Source organism: Streptomyces pactum, from assembly GCF_002005225.1.
GTDB classification, from domain to species: Bacteria; Actinomycetota; Actinomycetes; order Streptomycetales; family Streptomycetaceae; genus Streptomyces; species Streptomyces pactum_A.
Genome location: NZ_CP019724.1, coordinates 5,657,431 through 5,674,272 on the forward strand (window position 1 = coordinate 5,657,431; position 16,842 = coordinate 5,674,272).

The window sequence follows — 16,842 nt, forward strand, 5'->3', positions numbered from 1 at the left end:
GGGTGGCCGTGCTGCGCAGAAAGGCCCGCCGCGGGCAGGGGGACCACGTACACGACGACCCTCTGGACGCGGCCCAGGAACGCCGGGTGCGGGCGGTGCTCGCGCTCGGCGGGGTGCCGCAGGCGGACCTGCCGGACGGGGTGCAGCAGGTCCGCCTGCGGCTGCTGGAGCGGACGGCGAGCGGACGCGAGGCGCCGCGCGACGTGTCCGCGTGGGCGGCGGTCGTCGCCTCCAACCTGGCCATGGACTGGCACCGGGCCAGGCGCCGCCAGGACCGGCTCGGCGAGCGGCTGGCCGCGCTGCGCCAGACGGAGCACCCCTCGGGGGAGGACACCAGCCTGCTCTCCCTCGCCGTCGCCCAGGGGCTGGACGAGCTGCCCGACGCCCAGCGCCAGGTCCTCGTCCTGCGGTTCTACGCCGACCTGCCGGTGCGCGGCATCGCCGAGGAGCTGGGCATCCCCGAGGGCACGGTCAAGAGCAGGCTGCACACGGCGGTACGGGCGCTGCGGGCCCGCCTGCACGAGGACGAGGTGGTGTGAGATGGCCGCCGAACAGCATCCCGGTGGGCACGACGCGCTGATGGCCGCGATCACGGGCGAGCCGCTGCCGCCCGGCTCCGGTGCGGACGCCCGCGGCGAGTACCGGTCGGCGACGGCCGACGTGGCGCTGCTGCGGGAACAACTGGACGTCCTGGGACGCGCCCTGAGCGAGCCGCCCCCCGGGCCGCGGGCCGCCGGGGCGGTGCGGCGCCCGTCCGCGGGCCGTCCCCGGCGCCGTCCGCTCCGCGTCGCCCTCGGCGCCCTCGCGGCGGCGTGCGCGGGTGTCGTGGTGACCGGCCTGGGGTGGCTGGTGGTGCAGGGCGCGGGCGGTACCGCGCAGGACGCGGCGAGCGGCAAGGCCGCGGCCGGGACCGAGCAGGACGCCTCCGCCCCCGGGCAGGAGGCCGCACCGGTCTTCGGTACCCCCCGCTACCTCGCCTGCGCCCGCCTGGTCGCCGAGGGCACGGTGACCGGCGCCGAACCGGTGCCGGGGGCCGCGCGGCACCGGGTGACGCTCGAGGTGACCCGCTCGTACCGGCCGGAGAAGGGCACCGCCAAGCCGGAGCCCCCCGAGCGGACGACGTTCGTCCTGGACGACGCCACCGCCCGGCTCCGCCCCGGCGACCGGGTGCTGATCGGCATCCTGCGGGACCGGCCCACCCCGGACACGGTGATCACGGGCGAGCGGCACATCGCCACCGCCCGCACCCGGGTCACCGGCTCCCTCCCCGAGTCCCGCACCCTCACCTGCGACTGACGGGAGACGGGAGACGGGCCCGAGGCACGAGAAGGGGCGGGCGCCCCGCGGAGCGCCCGCCCCTCCCCTTCGCGCCGCACCGGACTACGGCACGACCTTCCCGATCCGTACGCTGCCGAGGCCCGCGGCCGTGCCGTGGGCGTTCACCAACTGGACCCGGCCGAAGAACTCACGGCCCTCCGGGGCGGCGGCCAGCGCGGTGACGCTGCCGGACACCGTCGCCGACTCGCCCGTGCCGAGCCGCACCGGCGCCGAGCCGTCCACGGTGACCGAGCCGAGGGACGCGGCGAAGTACACGTCCCGGTAGTCGTACTCCGTGGTGCCCGACGGCACCGAGTAGCCCACGACCTCGACGGTGTAGGCACCGGCGGCCGGCTTCGGCACGGAGACCGACTCCTCCGAGTCGCCGTCGGCGGACTGGCCGACGACGTTGCCGTCCTTGTCGTAGACCGTCAGGTCCAGGTCGGAGGCCGCGTCGGAGACGCCCCCGATGGCCACGTCGAGCGACGTGGCGCCCTCGGGCACCTCTACCGTGGACGTGGCCGTCTCGCCCTGCCCGATCGACGGGCGGGACGTCTCGGCCGAGCCGAGCGGGCCGCCGACCAGTTGGCCCTCGATCGGGCCGTACCGGTTCGTCACCTTCCAGGAGGCGGCGGCCGGGGTGCCGACCTTGGCCTCGGGCACGGTCACGACCTCCGGCTCGAAGGCCGCGCCGAGGACGGTGACGTCCAGCTCGTACGGGTTGTCCAGCCGCGGCGAGGTGCGCCGCGACTCGACCTCGATCTCCCACACGCCGGGCTGCGGGTCGGCGTACGCGCGCACGTCGGGCCGGCAGCCGTTGCCGTCGAGGTAGTTGTGGTAGCAGTACGGCGTGGAGGTGGTGTCGACCGGGACGCCGTACGGGTGGATGGCGATGAACCGGGTCTGGCTCTCGCCCTTCAGCCCGCTCATCGCCACCTCCAGCGCCTTGGCGCCCTCGGGGACGGTCACGAAGTACGACTCGGTGCTGTTGCGCTGCACAGAGTCCTTCGCGGAGAAGTCGTACTCCAGCGGGGCCGAGGCCACGACCGTGGTCAGGACCAGTTGGTCGGTGCCCTCGGTGCGCGGGTCGTCGACCTCGAGGATCGCGCTCTTGATGCCCTCGGAGCGCGGCTTGGCCTGCACCTTGACGGTCACCGGCTCGTTCAGCGGCAGCCGCACCTCGCCGGAGCCGACGATCCGGAAGGTGCGGCCGGCGTTGTTCTCGAAGTGCAGCTCGTGCCGGATCGCCCGGTCCGCGCCGGACGTGCGGGTGAGGGTGATCTCGTAGGTCTTCCGCTCGCCCGCCTCCAGGCCGCCCTCGCGGTCGTAGAGGCCGGTGCCGTAGCCCGGGGTCTTCAGGAACTGGTCGATCGCGGTGTCGACCGGCGCCTTGACCGTGTACTCGTGGGCGGTGGCGCCCTTGCGGATCGCGCGCCAGGCGTCGGGGATGTTGATCAGACCCGCGCCCTCCTCGTACGCCTGCACACCCTTGATGTGGTCGGCGGTGGAGGTCAGCGCCGTGCGCAGCGTGGCGGGAGTGAGCTCGACGTCCGCCTGCTTCGCCGCGGACAGCAGCAGCGCCGAGGCGCCGGCGGCCTGCGGGGAAGCCATCGAGGTGCCCTGGAGCATGCCGTAGCCGGCCGGGAGGTCGTAGCCCGCCTCCGGGACCGGGGCGCCGGGCATCCAGGTCTGGATGGTGTTGACGGCGGCGCCGGGCGCGGTGAGCGTCGGCGTGAAGCCGCCGTCCTCACGCGGGCCGCGCGAGGAGAACGGCATCATCGCGTACTTCTTCCTCACCGCGGAGCCGTAGTTGGCGGCCCAGGTCTCGCGGGAGACGGACGCGCCGACGGAGATCACCTTGTCGGCCAGCGACGGATCGCCGATGGTGTTGGCGCCGGGGCCCGAGTTGCCCGCGGAGATGACGAGCTGGACGCCGTAGGTGTCGATGAGCCGCGTGTACAGCTCGGCCCGCGCGTTGTTGCCGTCGTTGAGGGCGGGCAGGCCGCCGATCGACATGTTGACGATGTCGACGCCGCGGTTGACGACGAGGTCGATCATGCCCTCGGTGAGCGCGACGTTGGTGCAGCCGCCGCTCCAGGTGCAGGCACGCGAGGAGACGATCTTCGCGCCGGGCGCGGCGCCGTCCATCCGGCCGCCGAACAGGCCGTTGGCGGCGGCGAGGCCGGCCACGTGCGTGCCGTGCTCGGACTCGATGACGCCGATGTTGACGAAGTCGGCCTTCGCGCCGGCCGCGTTGTGGACGACGTCCTCGCGGATCTCGACCACGAACGGCTGGCGCTCGGCCACGTCCGTCTTCGGGTCGTCGGTGCCGAAGTACCCGACCTGGAAGCCGTCCTTGTACGGCTTCATCGGGGTGTCGTCGGCGAAGTCGTGGTTGTTGTTCAGGTCGACGCGGACCGTGCCGGCCTCCGCGTCGTACAGGACGCCCCAGGAGTCGGTGGTGTCGCCGTCCCGGTTGGCGTCGCCGGCGGCGTCACCGCCCATGGTGTACGACTCCAGGAAGGCGCTCACCCGGTACGAGCCGGCCGGTGCCGTCCACGTCCGCCCGCCGTAGGTGAAGGTGGGCCCGGAGACCGAGGTGAGCATCGGGCGCCAGGTGCGGTCGCCGTCGACGACCGGGTCGGTCGCGGTCACCCAGTCGACGATCTTGCGCTCGCCGGTGGTGGTCTTCCGCAGCGCCGGGTGGCCGAGGTCGACGCCCGAGTCGAGGATGCCGATGGTGACACCGCGGCCGTCCGCCTTCGGGTTCTTCTTCACGAAGTCGACGGCGCCCGTCTCGAAGGACGGGTTGTACGGGTTCTCGGCGGGGGTGCGGCGGTCCGGCGCGGGGTAGGTGCGGCCCTTGTGGTGTCCGGCGCCCTCGGCCCGGTCGGCGCCCGGCGTCGGGTCGTCCAGTGGGATCTCGTCGCGCAGGTCGATGCCGTGCACGGAGGAGAGCTTCGCGGCGGCGGCGATGGCCGAGTCCGCCTTGGCGGTGGGCACGGTGGCACGGACGTAGCCGAGCTTGTCGTACGTCCGGCCGACGGACCCGCCGCCGACCGAGTCCAGCTCCTCGGCCACCTGCTCGGTCCGGCCCGGAGCGGTGGCGACCATCATCGTGACGTTCTTCGTGCCGTCGGCCTTCGCCTCGGCGAGCAGGTCCGCGTCGTCCGAACCGAGCTTGTCGTGCGCGGACTTGACGGTGGCGTCGACGGGGGGAGTCGTCCCCGGGCCGTCGGCGGCCAGGGCCATGGGTATCGGCCCGACGGCGCAGAGCGCGGCGACGAGGCCCGTGGCGACGGCGATGCGGGCCGCGCGTCTCGCGCCCGGTATCGGTTCGCGCTGGGGGGTGTGGGTCATCGGCATCCCTTGTAGGTAAAGGAACGTGCGTGAACGACCGGGGCCGATCGGTCCTGGCCGCAGCAGTCCGGAATTCGATCCCGGACGACCGCTCAGCTTTACGCAAGGGTTCACTGTTTGGGGAGAGTTGTCCGGGGCGGGATGGAGCCATGGCGTACTTCCGCCATACGCCATCGGGGACACAAGGGGCGGGCTGTGACAATCCCGTGAGCCGCGCCGCGGCCCGCGCGGGGCGGGTTAACGTCCCGGAGTGCGCCGAAAGCTGAGGGTGGCGGCCTACGCCATATGCGTCCGTGACGGACAGGTACTGCTGGCCCGGTCGCCGGGGCCCGGCGGGGTTCCCGAGTGGGTGCTGCCGGGCGGCGGCACGGAACACGGCGAGGACCCCCACGACACCGTCGTGCGCGAGGCCGAGGAGGAGACCGGCTACCGCGTCGAGCCCACCGCGCTGCTCGGCGTCGACTCCCACCGCGTCACCCGCCCCAGCCGCGTGGGGCCCGGGGGCCTGCTGCGGCGGACCGTGGACCACCACGGCGTACGGCTCGTCTACGAGGTCCGGATCACCGGCGGCGCCCTGCACCCCGAGGTCGGTGGCTCCACGGACCTGGCGGCCTGGCAGGACCTGACCGCCGTACCCGGCCTGACCCGGGTGCCGTTGGTCGACGCCGGGCTCCGGCTGTGGCGGGAGCGGCCCCCCACGGGACGGTGAGCGGAGGGCGCCGCGGGGCCGGGCCGAGGGGGCGCGGCGGGTCCGGGGCCGAAGGGGCGCGGCGGGTTTGCGCCGAGGGAGGTGCGGCGGGTTCGGTCCGGAGGGGCGCGGCGGGTTTGCGCCGAGGGAGGTGCGGCGGGTTCGGTCCGGAGGGGCGCGGCGGGTTTGCGCCGGGGGAGGTGCGGCGGGTTCGGTCCGGAGGGGCGCGGCGGGTTTGCGCCGGGGGAGGTGCGGCGGGTTCGGTCCGGAGGGGCGCGGCGGGTTTGCGCCGGGGGAGGTGCGGCGGGTTCGGTCCGGAGGGGCGCGGCGGGTTTGCGCCGGGGGAGGTGCGGCGGGTTCGGTCCGGAGGGGCGCGGCGGGTTTGCGCCGGGGGAGGTGCGGCGGGTTCGGTCCGGAGGGGCGCGGCGGGTTCGGGCCGGAGGGGCGCGGCGGGTCCGGGCCGAAGGGCCGCGGCGGGCCCCGGCCGAGGGGGCGCCGCGGGGCGTGGGCCGCGGGAGGGGCGGGGCATACGAGGAGGGGCCGCCGGGCGTCGTGCCCCGCGGCCCCTCCGCTCCCCTCCTGGTGCTGCCCCGGTCCGTCACTACCGGGGCAGCACCACGACATACGCGGCGGGTTCCCGGTCCCCGGCCGCCATCAACGCCGTGCGCACGACGGCCGCCTGGTGTTCCGGGCAGTCCCGCAGCTTGCGTGGCGTCAGGTGCACGACCGTGATGCCCAGCCGTTCCAAGTGCTCGCGCTTGCGGGCGTATTGAGCCCAGACCGTGTCGTCCTCCTGCTGCCGGTGGGCACGGGTGTCCAGCTCCAGCACCACCGACTGCTCGGGCCAGTAGGCGTCGACGCCGCCGAGGTGGGGACCGCCGGGCAGGCGCAGGTCGACGTTCCAGACCGGTTCCGGCAGGCCGTGTTCCCGCACCATCCGGTACAGGCGCTGCTCGGCCAGCGCCCGCCCCTCCGCGACCAGCGAGTCCACCGCGTCCACCACGTGCGGGCGGCTGAGCAGCCGGGCCCGGTTCAGCTCCCGCACCACGGCCGCCGGTTCGCAGTGCCCGCCGCGTACCGCCTCCGTCAGCAGCCGGTGGACCGCGCCCGCGTCCGTCAGCTCCGCCACCGCGTCGGCCAGGGCCCGCGCCACCGGCGCCACCGGCAACCCGGTGACCTGCGTGGCGGTGGGGAGCGCGGTCGTGCGGACGACCCGTGCGCAGCCGGTCGTGCGCAGCCGGCGCAGTCTCGGGACCAGGACGTCGATGACGTCCAGGGACGGCAGCGGGGGAGCGGCGCAGAAGCCGTGCAGCGTCAGCGCGGCCAGACCCGTGATCATCGCCTCCCCGTAGGCGGGCGTGGGTGTCTCCTCCCCGCCCGGCTGGACCGGCACGGAGACGGTGAGCCCGCCGGACGCACCGCCGTTCGCGCCGGCGGCCCGCTCCCGCGCCGCGTACAGCAGCACCGCGTGCAGGCGCTCCTCGCTGGTCGGCGGGCCCGGGTGGAGCAGGACCACGTTCGGGAGGAGCTGCTGCCAGGGTCCCCCGGGCCGGCACTGCTCGTTCGTCTCGGCGGCGGAGACACCGTGTGTCCGCAACTGGGCGACCGTCATCAGCCGGCGCCGGCCGTCGGCCAGGTGGTGGAGCGGGCGAGGGGAGAGCGGGGTGTTGTGCGTCATGAACGGGGACCTTCCCGCGTCCGATCCGCGCTGTAACCGCTGTTACAAGCCCATCGCCAAACCCGGACAAGGTCGCCCTAAAGGACGGGTGTTCGGATGCCGAAAACCCCTGGTCCGTTCGGTGCGGACCAGGGGTTACGGCCGCCGTTGACCGAATTCCGTAACGATGACGGAGCGCCCAATCGTTGGCCAGAGGTAGGGGGTCGAGGGGCTAGCGTCCGGCGGCCGCCGCCGCGTCGCACTCCTGGCCCCGCAGCGCCCTCGCCAGGTCGTCCCGCGCCTCCAGCACCAGCCTGCGCAGCGCGGGCGCGGCGCCCTCGTGCGCGGCCAGCCACGCGTCCGTCGCCTCGAGGGTGTCCTGGGAGTCCCGCAGGGACGGGAACAGGCCCCGGACCACGTCCATCCCGATCTGGATGGACCGCTCGGCCCACACCCGCTCGATCGCCGCGAAGTACTTCTCGGCGTACGGCGCGATCAGGTCCCGCTGCGAGGCCTGCGCGAAGCCCGCGATCGTCGCCTCCACCAGGGCGTTCGACAGCGCGTCGGACTCCACGACCTGCGCCCAGGCCTGCGCCTTCACCGCCGCCGAGGGGCGGGCGGCCAGGCAGCGCACCTGGTGGCGCTTGCCGGAGGCCGTGTCGTCGCGGGCCAGCTCGGCGGCCAGGGTGCCCTCGTCGGCCTCGCCGTGAGCGGCGAGCGGCTGGAGGAACGCCCAGCGCAGCTCCTGGTCCACGTCGAGGCCGTCGATCTTCTCGGTGCCCCCCAGCAGCCCGCGCAGCAGTGCCAGTTCCGCCTCGCCGGACGCCACCGCCGCGAAGAACCGCGCCCACGCCAACTGCCGCTCGCTGCCCGGCGCCGCGTCCCGCAGCTCCCGCAGCGCGCCCTCGCCGAGCAGCCGGCCGCCGGTCTCCCGCCACTCGGGGGCCGCGTAGTGCGTCAGCGCCGAGTTCGCCCAGGCGTGCAGCATCTGGAGGACGCCGATGTCGGACTCGCGGCCCGCGAACCGCAGGACCAGGCCGGCGAAGTCCCGGGCCGGGAGCAGCGCGTCCCGGGTCATGTTCCACAGCGCCGACCAGCACAGGGCGCGGGCCAGCGGGTCGGTCAGCGAACCCAGGTGCTCGCGCAGCGTCGCCAGCGACGTCTCGTCGAAACGGGTCTTGCAGTAGGTCAGGTCGTCGTCGTTGACGAGGACCAGCTCGGGCGCCTCGGCACCGGCCAGCTCCGCCACCACCGTGCGCGGCCCGTCGACGTCCACCTCGGCGCGCGCGTACCGCTCCAGGGCGCCCTCGCCGGTGAGCCGGTACAGGCCCACCGCCACCCGGTGCGGACGCAGTTCCGGGTGCGACTCGGCGGCCTCCTGCACCACGGCCAGCTCGTCGACCGTGCCCGCCTCGCTCAGCAGGACCTGCGGGGTCAGCGAGTTGACGCCCGCCGTCTGGAGCCAGGAGCGCGCCCAGGCCGCCATGTCCCGCCCGCTGGTCTCCTCCAGCACCGACAGCAGGTCACCGAGGCGCGTGTTGCCGTACGCGTGCCGCTTGAAGTAGCGCCGCGCGCCCTCGAGAAACGCGTCCTGGCCGACGTACGCCACCAACTGCTTGAGCACCGAGGCGCCCTTGGCGTACGTGATGCCGTCGAAGTTGAGCTTGGCGTCCTCCAGGTCACGGATGTCGGCCGTGATCGGGTGGGTGGACGGCAACTGGTCGGCGCGGTAGGCCCAGGCCTTGCGGCGGTTGGCGAAGGTGATCCAGGCGTCCTGGAACCGGGTCGCGCCGACGCCCGCGAAGGTGCCCATGAAGTCGGCGAAGGACTCCTTCAGCCACAGGTCGTCCCACCACTCCATGGTGACCAGGTCGCCGAACCACATGTGCGCCATCTCGTGCAGGATCACGTTGGCGCGGCCCTCGTAGGACGCCCGCGTCACCTTGCCCCGGAAGATGAACTCCTCCCGGAAGGTGACCAGTCCCGGGTTCTCCATCGCGCCGAGGTTGTACTCGGGCACGAACGCCTGGTCGTACTTCCCGAACGGGTACGGGTAGTCGAAGTGGTCGTGGAAGAAGTCCAGTCCCTGCTTGGTGACCAGGAAGACGTCGTCCGCGTCGAAGTGGGGCGCCAGACCCTTGCGGCACAGGGCGCCGAGCGGGATCTCCAGCCGCGTGCCGTCCTCGAGCACGCGCTCGTAGGAGTCCGTCACGTAGTGGTACGGACCGGCGACGACGCACGTGATGTACGTCGAGATCGGCTTCGTCTCCGCGAACCGCCAGATACCGTCGACGCGCTCGCCGGTGCCGTTGCTCCACACCGTCCACTCCTCGGGCGCCCGCACCTCGAAGCGGAAGGGCGCCTTGAGGTCCGGCTGCTCGAAGCCCGCGAAGACCCGGCGGGAGTCGGCCGGCTCGTACTGGGTGTAGAGGTAGACCTCGCCGTCCTCGGGGTCGACGAAGCGGTGCAGGCCCTCGCCGGTGCGGGAGTACGCGCACCGGGCGTCGACGACCAGCTCGTTGTCGGCGGCCAGGTCCTCCAGGGCGATGCGGGTGCCGTCGAAGACCTCGCTCGGGTCGAGGTCCCGGCCGTTCAGGGACACGGCGGTCACGCTCGGTGCGACCAGGTCGGCGAAGCTGCTCGCGCCGGGCTCGTTGCAGCGGAAGCGGATCGTGGTGACCGAGCGGAAGGTGCGCGGACCGTCGCCCTCCGTGTCACCGGTGGCCGAGCGCACGTCGAGGGACACCTCGTATCCGTCGACGGACAGCAGGGCGGCCCGCTCCCGGGCCTCGTCGCGGGACAGATTCTCACCGGGCACGGGCGGCACTCCCTCGGATGGTGTTCAGTATGCGGACAGCACCGATCCTGCCATGTGGCCCTGACGCGCGGCAGCCGGGAATGGCCGGGCGGACCGGGAATGGCCCGGGCGGCAGGCCGGTTCCCTGGAGAAACGCTCGGTTGCGCCCCTCATGAGGAGAGACATGTCGGAGAAGACGCCCGTCGACTTCTGGTTCGACCCGCTGTGCCCCTGGGCCTGGATGACCTCCCGCTGGGTCCTGGAGGTGGAGAAGGTCCGGGACATCGAGGTCCGCTGGCACGTGATGAGCCTCGCCGTCCTCAACGAGGACAAGCTCGACGAGCTGCCCGAGGAGTACCGCGAGATGCTCGAGACCAAGGCCTGGGGGCCGGTCCGGGTCGTCATCGCCGCCCAGGAGGAGCACGGCCCCGAGGTGCTCGGCGACCTTTATACGGCGCTCGGCACCCGCTTCCACAACCAGGGCGAGGGCCCGGAGAAGGAGACGGTGGCCGCCGCCCTCAAGGACGCCGGCCTGCCCGAGTCCCTCATGGACCACTGGGACTCCACCCCCTACGAGCCCCAGTTGCGCGCCTCCCACAAGGAGGGCATCGACAAGGTCGGCCAGGAGGTCGGCACCCCGGTCATCGCCGTCCCCGGCGCCGACGGCGGACAGCTCGCCTTCTTCGGCCCGGTCGTCACCCCCGCCCCCAAGGGCGAGGACGCCGCCAAGCTGTGGGACGGCACCCTCGCGGTCGCCTCGGTCCCCGGCTTCTACGAGATCAAGCGCACCCGCACCAAGGGCCCGGACTTCAGCAACCTGTAGGGGTCCCCGGCGATCACTTCCGCCCGTCGGCGGCCTGCCTGCGGAACCTCTCCGGCAGCAGGCCGCCGACGCGCTGCCTGTCCCAGCGCTGGAACCGCAGGCAGCCGGCGACGTCGCAACGCCAGTAGTCGTGCACGTACGGGATCTTCAGCAGCTCCCTCACGGCCGTCTTCTCGGCGTCGTCGAGCGGGCGGAAGTCCTGCATCCCCCCGCAGGTGGGGCAGGCCAGACTCTTCCTCATCGGCTCCTCCGCGTGCCCGTGGGACCGGGACGCCCGGCGGCACCGCGCCGCGCCCGGGACGGCAGTACAGCGCGTGGCCCGCGCACCGCGCCAGAGGCGGGAGCGGAGGAACGGGGGCCCGGCCGGCGCGCGGGGCGAGTGCGCGCGCCGGTGGCGACCAGCCCCGCGCGCCGGTGAACGCGCCGCTGTGCAAGGGAGATCGGGACTGGACGCGCTCGCGTCCCCGGATCCGTACGCTCGCCACGACGGCGACCTCGGCGGCGTACCGCACCCATCACGGCGACCGGCGGCCTCGCCCGCAAACCCTGGCCCGCCCGGTCGCACGGGAAGCCCCCGCGAGTCACGTCCTCGCGGGGGCTTCCCCTCATCCGCCTGCCGCCGTGAAGGGTGAGAAGACGATCACGAGGCAGGACGTATCGCGGGCTCCAGGGGCTCAGGGCGCCAGCAGGAGCGTGTTCGTACGGGACTTGGCGGCCTCGTAGCGCTTCGCCACGTCCTGCCAGTTGACGACCGCCCACATGGCGTCGATGAAGTCGACCTTCTGGTTCTTGTACTGGAGGTAGAAGGCGTGCTCCCAGGCGTCGAAGACCAGGATCGGGGTGGCGCCCTGGCCGACGTTGCCCTGGTGGTCGTAGACCTGCTCGACGATCAGCCGACCGCTCAGCGGTTCGTACGCCAGCACACCCCAGCCGGAGCCCTGCGTGGTCGCGGCGGCCTTGGTGAGCTGCGCCTTGAAGCCGGCGAAGGATCCGAACGACTCGGCGATCGCGTCGGCCAGCTCGCCCACGCCGTCCGCCTCCAGCGGCTCACCGCCGCCGTCGCCGGTCATGTTGTGCCAGTAGATCGAGTGCAGGATGTGGCCGGAGAGGTGGAAGGCCAGGTTCTTCTCCAGGCCGTTGATCGAGCCCCACGTCTCCTTGTCCCGCGCCTCGGCGAGCTGCTCCAGCGTGTCGTTGGCGCCCTTCACATAGGCGGCGTGGTGCTTGTCGTGGTGCAGCTCGATGATCTCGGGGCTGATCACGGGGGCCAGCGCGGCGTAGTCGTACGGCAGTTCAGGAAGCGTGTAGACGGACATGGCGGATCCCCTCCGACCTCTTATTGCAAAATGCTTGCAAGTGCACGCTAGCAGCAGGAGGCCGCCGAGAGGGGGAAGGGCGGGCGGACGCGCCGGGGGAGGCAGGCGAAAGGGCCCCCACGCGGATCCGTCTCCGTGCGGGGGCCCTCCGGCAGGTCGGGGCGGTGGCTAGCCGCGTGCCCGCCGGCGCTGCCACGCGTAGCCGACGGCCGCCAGGACCAGCGTCATCCCGCCCGTCGAGTACAACTGCACCCGGGTGTCCGGCTCGCGGGCCATCAGCACGAACACCGTGGCCATGCCCGCCAGCGCGATCCACGTCAGCCACGGGAAGCCCCACATGCGCACGACCAGCTTCTCGGGCGCCTCCCGCTCCAGGCGGCGGCGCAGCCGGAGCTGGGCGACGGCGATGAAGATCCAGACGACCAGGATGACCGCGCCGATCATGTTCAGCAGCCAGGAGAAGACGTCGTCCGGCCGCCAGTAGCTGAGCAGCACGCAGCCGAACCCGAAGAGGGAGGAGACGAGTACCGCGACCCGCGGCACCCCGCCCGACGCCCGGCCCAGCGCCTTCGGTCCCTGGCCGCGTTCGACCAGCGAGTATCCGATGCGGGAGGCACCGTAGATGTTGGCGTTCATCGCGCTGAGCAGCGCGACCAGCACGACGATGTTCATGAGCTGCCCGGCGCCCGGGATGCCCAGTTCGTCGAGGGCGGCGACGTACGGGCCCTTCGCCACGACCTCCTCGGAGTCCCAGGGGACCAGGGTGACGATGACCGCCATCGAGCCGATGTAGAACAGCGCGATCCGCCACATCGCCGTCCGCACGGCGCTCGCCACGCCCTTGACCGGGTTCTCCGACTCGGCCGCCGCGATGGTCACCGTCTCCAGGCCGCCGTAGGCGAACACCGAGGCGAGCAGGCCGATGATCAAACCGTCGCCGCCGTTCGGCAGGAAGTCGCTCAGGTGGGAGGTGCCGGGGGAGTCGGTGCCCGGCAGGATCCCGGCGATCGCCAGCACGCCCAGCACCAGGAACAGCGAGATCGCGCCGACCTTGAGGGCGGCGAACCAGAACTCGAACTCGCCGAAGTTCTTCACGGCGGCCAGGTTCGTCCCGCAGAAGACCACCATGAACAGCGCCACCCACGCCCACTCGGGCGTGCCCGGCAGCCAGCCGTGGACGATCTGCGCCGCGCCGATGCCCTCCAGCCCGACGGCCGTGCACAGCAGCACCCAGAAGGCCCAGCCCGCGGTGAAGCCGGCCCAGGGGCCGATCGCCCGCTCGGCGTGCGCGGAGAAGGAGCCCGACGACGGATAGGCGGCCGACATCTCGCCCAGCATCCGCATCACCAGCATCACGAGGAGACCGGAGAGGGTGTAGGCGACGACGATCGACGGCCCGGCGGCCGCGATGCCGGCCCCGGAGCCCACGAACAGGCCGGCGCCGATCACGCCGCCGAGGGCGATCATCGACAGGTGGCGCTGCTTGAGGCCGTGGGAGAGGGCGGCGTCGTCCGACTGCGGCGGCGTACCGGTGGTGGTGCTGTTGGACATGGAGCGGCTCGTCCGATGCGTGGGGGGCGGGGGCAGGGCAAAAACGCCCACAGTCTCCGGGCTCGCGCCGGTCGGCGACAGCGGTTGCCCACGATACGGACGGTCCCGATACGGAACGTGATCATCCGAATACGCCCCTCCGCTGCCGGGTGACGCGCGCCTCCCCACCCCGGTGACCGGTGTCACGTGGAAACACGTGTAACCGGCGCCGTTTGTCGAGAGCCCACCACGCCGCGGATCGAGCCTTTGTCGAGCGCTGCTGGTGATCGGGTCCGACCCGCTGGGATAGCGTCGCGGTGTCCCGACATGTCCACACCACCGCGGAGTCCCCATGAGCACCGCTGCCGTTCCCGCCCGCACCGGGCAGGTCCTCGCCGACCTCCTCCCCTCCTCCCGAGTCCGGGACGTCGCGCTGGTGGCCGGCGGCGCCGTGCTCGTCGGCGTCGCGGCCCAGATCGCGGTGCCCGTACCGGGCTCCCCGGTGCCGGTGACCGGCCAGACCTTCGCGGCGCTGCTCGTCGGCACCTCGCTCGGCGCCCGCCGCGGTCTCCTCTCGCTCGCGCTGTACGCGCTGGTCGGCATGGCCGGCGTGCCGTGGTTCGCGGAGGGCGGCTCCGGCACCGGCGCCCCGTCCCTCGGCTACGTCTTCGGCATGCTGCTCGCCGCCACCGTCGTGGGCGCCCTGGCCCGCCGCGGTGCCGACCGTTCGATGCTCCGCATGGCCGGCGCGATGCTGCTCGGCGAGGCGGTCATCTACGCCGTCGGCGTCCCGTACCTCGCCCTCGCCGCCGACATGTCCCTCACCGCGGCGGTCGCGGCCGGTCTCACCCCGTTCCTGATCGGGGACGCGCTGAAGGCCGCCCTGGCGATGGGCGTGCTGCCCACCGCCTGGAAGCTGGTCGACAAGCGGTAGGACGGCGGTAGACCGCGCAAGTGCCACCGAACAGGCTCGCCGGACAGCAGTCGCAGCAGCGACCCGGCGAGCCTCTTCCGTGTTCGGGCGGCCGTCAGCCCTTCCCGGCGGCGGCCTGCTGATCGGCGGACTCCTGCGCGGCGGCCTCTTGTACGGCGGCCTCTTGTGCGGCGGCCTTCTGTGCGACGGCCTTCTGCTTGACGACGGCGACGGCGAGGACGAGCGCCGCGACGAGCAGCGACAGCAGCACGGTCGTCCGCCCGTTGTGCTCGGTGTCGGTCAGCATGTAGCCGAGGACGAAGACGATGACGGCGGCGGCCGCCCAGGTCAGGTACGGGAACAGCCACATCCGCACCACCAGCCGCTCCGGCGCCTCCGCCTGGATGATCTTCCGCATCCGCAGTTGCGAGAAGCAGATCACCAGCCACACGAAGAGGGCCACGGCACCGGAGGAGTTGACGAGGAAGAGGAAGACGGAGTCGGGGAACTCGTAGTTGAAGAAGACGGCCACGAAGCCGAACACCACGGACACGAGGATCGCCGTCCGCGGCACACCGCGCCGGGTGGTCCGGGCGAACGCCTTCGGCGCGTCGCCCCGCTCGCCGAGCGAGAAGGCCATGCGGGAGGCCGTGTAGAGCCCGGAGTTGAGGCAGGACAGCACGGACGTCAGCACGATGAAGTTCATGATCTGACCTGCGTTCGCGATCCCGAGCGAGTCGAGGGCGGCCACGTAGGAGCCCTGGTCGATGATCGACCGCGAGTCCCAGGGCAGCAGCGCGATGACGACGAAGATGGATCCCAGGTAGAAGACGGCGATCCGCCAGATGATGCTGTTGGTCGCCTTGGTGACCGCCCGCTGCGGGTCCTCGGACTCGCCGGCGGCGAGGGTGGGGATCTCGCTGCCCATGAAGGAGAAGACGACGAGCAGCACACCGGTCAGGATCGCCCCCGCCCCGTTCGGCAGGAATCCGCCGTGCTCCGTCAGATTGGCCAGCCCCGCCTGCTCGCTGTCGACGCCGGGCAGCACTCCGAAGACCGCCAGTCCGCCGATGACGATGAACGCGGCGATCGCCACGACCTTGATCCCGGCGAACCAGAACTCGAACTCGCCGTAGGAGCCGACCGAGGCGAGGTTGGTGGCGGTCAGTACGACCATCACGATCAGCGCCCAGCCCCACTGGGGCACGGCCGGTATCCACCCTTCGAGGATCTTGGCCCCGGCGGTCGCTTCCACGGCCAGCACCACGACCCAGAAGAACCAGTACAGCCAGCCGATGGAGAACCCGGCCCAGGGCCCGAGCGCCCGGTCGGCGTGTGCGGAGAAGGAACCCGAGGTGGGGTTGGCCGCGGACATCTCCCCGAGCATCCGCATCACCAGCACCACGAGGGTGCCGACGAGGGCGTAGGAGAGAAGGATGCCGGGCCCGGCGGTGGCGATTCCCGAACTCGATCCCACGAACAGCCCGGCCCCGATGACACCGCCGATGGCGATCATTGAAAGATGCCGGTTCTTGAGCCCGGCCTGGAGCCCGGAGCCGGGTTCTCGGGGGCCTTCGGGCCCGTTCTCGGGCTTCGTCAGGGTCGGCTGCGAAGTCATGGGGTGGTTTTCCTTTGCGCCGGTCGAGCAGTTTCCCGTACGAGCGGTGTACGAGCCGGACCAGTGAAACGGAGGTGAAAGAATTCGGGAACCTGTGATTCCGGATCATTACTTGAGCTTTGCCTAACTTTTTATAGTTTCACTCACTCTTTTCAGACCCGACACCCGACGCCGCCGCCCCATGACCCGCGTGTCACACTCAACCCATGCGCGTGTACCTCGGCTCCGACCATGCGGGCTACGAACTCAAGAACCACCTCGTCGAGTGGCTCAAGGCGGCGGGCCACGAGCCCGTCGACTGCGGCCCGCACCTCTACGACGCCCTGGACGACTATCCGCCCTTCTGCCTCCGCGCCGCCGAGCGGACGGCCGCGGACCCCGACGCCCTCGGCATCGTGATCGGCGGCTCCGGCAACGGCGAGCAGATCGCGGCGAACAAGGTGAAGGGCGTGCGCGCGGCGCTGGCCTGGAGCGAGGAGACGGCGTCCCTCGGCCGCCAGCACAACGACGCCAACGTCGTCGCGGTCGGCGCCCGCATGCACACGCAGGACGAGGCGACGAAGTTCGTCGAGACCTTCCTCGCCACGCCGTTCTCGGGCGACGAACGCCACATCCGCCGCATCGACATGCTCACGTCCTACGAGACGACGGGCGACCTCCCGCCGATCCCCCCGCACCACCCGCAGCGGTAGGCCCACCGCGAGGTGTCTCGTTCCCCCTGGTGCGTGAGCATCGGGGGGCCAAGCAGGACGGACACCGCCCAGGGGGTGCGTTTCCGGCCCGTTTCCCGACCGACCGAGCCGGGCGGGTGGTCATGCCCGCC

General features: G+C 72.4%; 13 protein-coding genes. 6 read left to right on the forward strand and 7 right to left on the reverse strand.

Annotated elements, in window-relative coordinates; genetic code table 11:
* Nucleotides 1-2 precede the first annotated feature (2 nt).
* Complete coding sequence (locus B1H29_RS24135) at nt 3-539, forward strand: RNA polymerase sigma factor (RefSeq protein ID WP_199832315.1); 537 nt, start codon at nt 3-5, stop codon at nt 537-539.
* 1 nt (nt 540) lies between these two features.
* On the forward strand, nt 541-1,296 hold the full coding sequence (locus B1H29_RS24140) for a hypothetical protein (RefSeq protein WP_055416944.1): 756 nt from the start codon (nt 541-543) through the stop codon (nt 1,294-1,296).
* 84 nt (nt 1,297-1,380) lie between these two features.
* On the opposite strand, the gene B1H29_RS24145 is transcribed toward B1H29_RS24140, so the two are convergent.
* Nucleotides 1,381-4,677, reverse strand: a complete 3,297-nt coding sequence (locus B1H29_RS24145; RefSeq protein WP_055416943.1) for a S8 family serine peptidase — start codon at nt 4,675-4,677, stop codon at nt 1,381-1,383.
* Between the two features lie 268 nt (nt 4,678-4,945).
* Between B1H29_RS24145 and B1H29_RS24150 the strand changes: the two genes are divergently transcribed.
* Nucleotides 4,946-5,386: an NUDIX hydrolase gene (locus B1H29_RS24150; RefSeq protein ID WP_055416942.1), complete on the forward strand. Its 441-nt coding sequence runs from the start codon at nt 4,946-4,948 to the stop codon at nt 5,384-5,386.
* 580 nt (nt 5,387-5,966) lie between these two features.
* Here the strand turns inward: B1H29_RS24150 and B1H29_RS24155 are convergent.
* Complete coding sequence (locus tag B1H29_RS24155) at nt 5,967-7,043, reverse strand: hypothetical protein (RefSeq protein ID WP_055416941.1); 1,077 nt, start codon at nt 7,041-7,043, stop codon at nt 5,967-5,969.
* A 211-nt stretch (nt 7,044-7,254) separates the two neighbouring features.
* Nucleotides 7,255-9,840 (reverse strand): aminopeptidase N, encoded by a 2,586-nt coding sequence (pepN, locus tag B1H29_RS24160; RefSeq protein WP_055416940.1) that lies wholly within the window; start codon nt 9,838-9,840, stop codon nt 7,255-7,257.
* 163 nt (nt 9,841-10,003) lie between these two features.
* On the opposite strand from pepN, the gene B1H29_RS24165 reads away from it, so the two are divergent.
* Nucleotides 10,004-10,642: a DsbA family protein gene (locus B1H29_RS24165; protein WP_055416939.1), complete on the forward strand. Its 639-nt coding sequence runs from the start codon at nt 10,004-10,006 to the stop codon at nt 10,640-10,642.
* A 13-nt stretch (nt 10,643-10,655) separates the two neighbouring features.
* Here B1H29_RS24165 and B1H29_RS24170 read toward each other — a convergent pair whose 3' ends face one another.
* From B1H29_RS24170 to B1H29_RS24180, 3 genes are all read right to left on the reverse strand, one after another.
* Nucleotides 10,656-10,883, reverse strand: a complete 228-nt coding sequence (locus B1H29_RS24170) for a hypothetical protein (protein WP_055416938.1) — start codon at nt 10,881-10,883, stop codon at nt 10,656-10,658.
* A gap of 433 nt (nt 10,884-11,316) precedes the next feature.
* Complete coding sequence (locus tag B1H29_RS24175) at nt 11,317-11,958, reverse strand: superoxide dismutase (protein WP_055416937.1); 642 nt, start codon at nt 11,956-11,958, stop codon at nt 11,317-11,319.
* A gap of 168 nt (nt 11,959-12,126) precedes the next feature.
* The gene (locus B1H29_RS24180; RefSeq protein ID WP_055416936.1) at nt 12,127-13,509 is read right to left on the reverse strand and encodes an amino acid permease; all 1,383 of its coding nucleotides are present in this window, start codon (nt 13,507-13,509) and stop codon (nt 12,127-12,129) included.
* A gap of 331 nt (nt 13,510-13,840) precedes the next feature.
* On the opposite strand from B1H29_RS24180, the gene B1H29_RS24185 reads away from it, so the two are divergent.
* Entirely contained in the window at nt 13,841-14,422 is a 582-nt protein-coding gene (locus B1H29_RS24185) for a biotin transporter BioY (RefSeq protein WP_055416935.1), read from the forward strand.
* Nucleotides 14,423-14,516: 94 nt separating this feature from the next.
* On the opposite strand, the gene B1H29_RS24190 is transcribed toward B1H29_RS24185, so the two are convergent.
* Nucleotides 14,517-16,019 (reverse strand): amino acid permease, encoded by a 1,503-nt coding sequence (locus tag B1H29_RS24190; RefSeq protein WP_055416934.1) that lies wholly within the window; start codon nt 16,017-16,019, stop codon nt 14,517-14,519.
* 206 nt (nt 16,020-16,225) lie between these two features.
* On the opposite strand from B1H29_RS24190, the gene B1H29_RS24195 reads away from it, so the two are divergent.
* Entirely contained in the window at nt 16,226-16,711 is a 486-nt protein-coding gene (locus tag B1H29_RS24195) for a ribose-5-phosphate isomerase (protein WP_055416933.1), read from the forward strand.
* Nucleotides 16,712-16,842 lie beyond the last annotated feature (131 nt).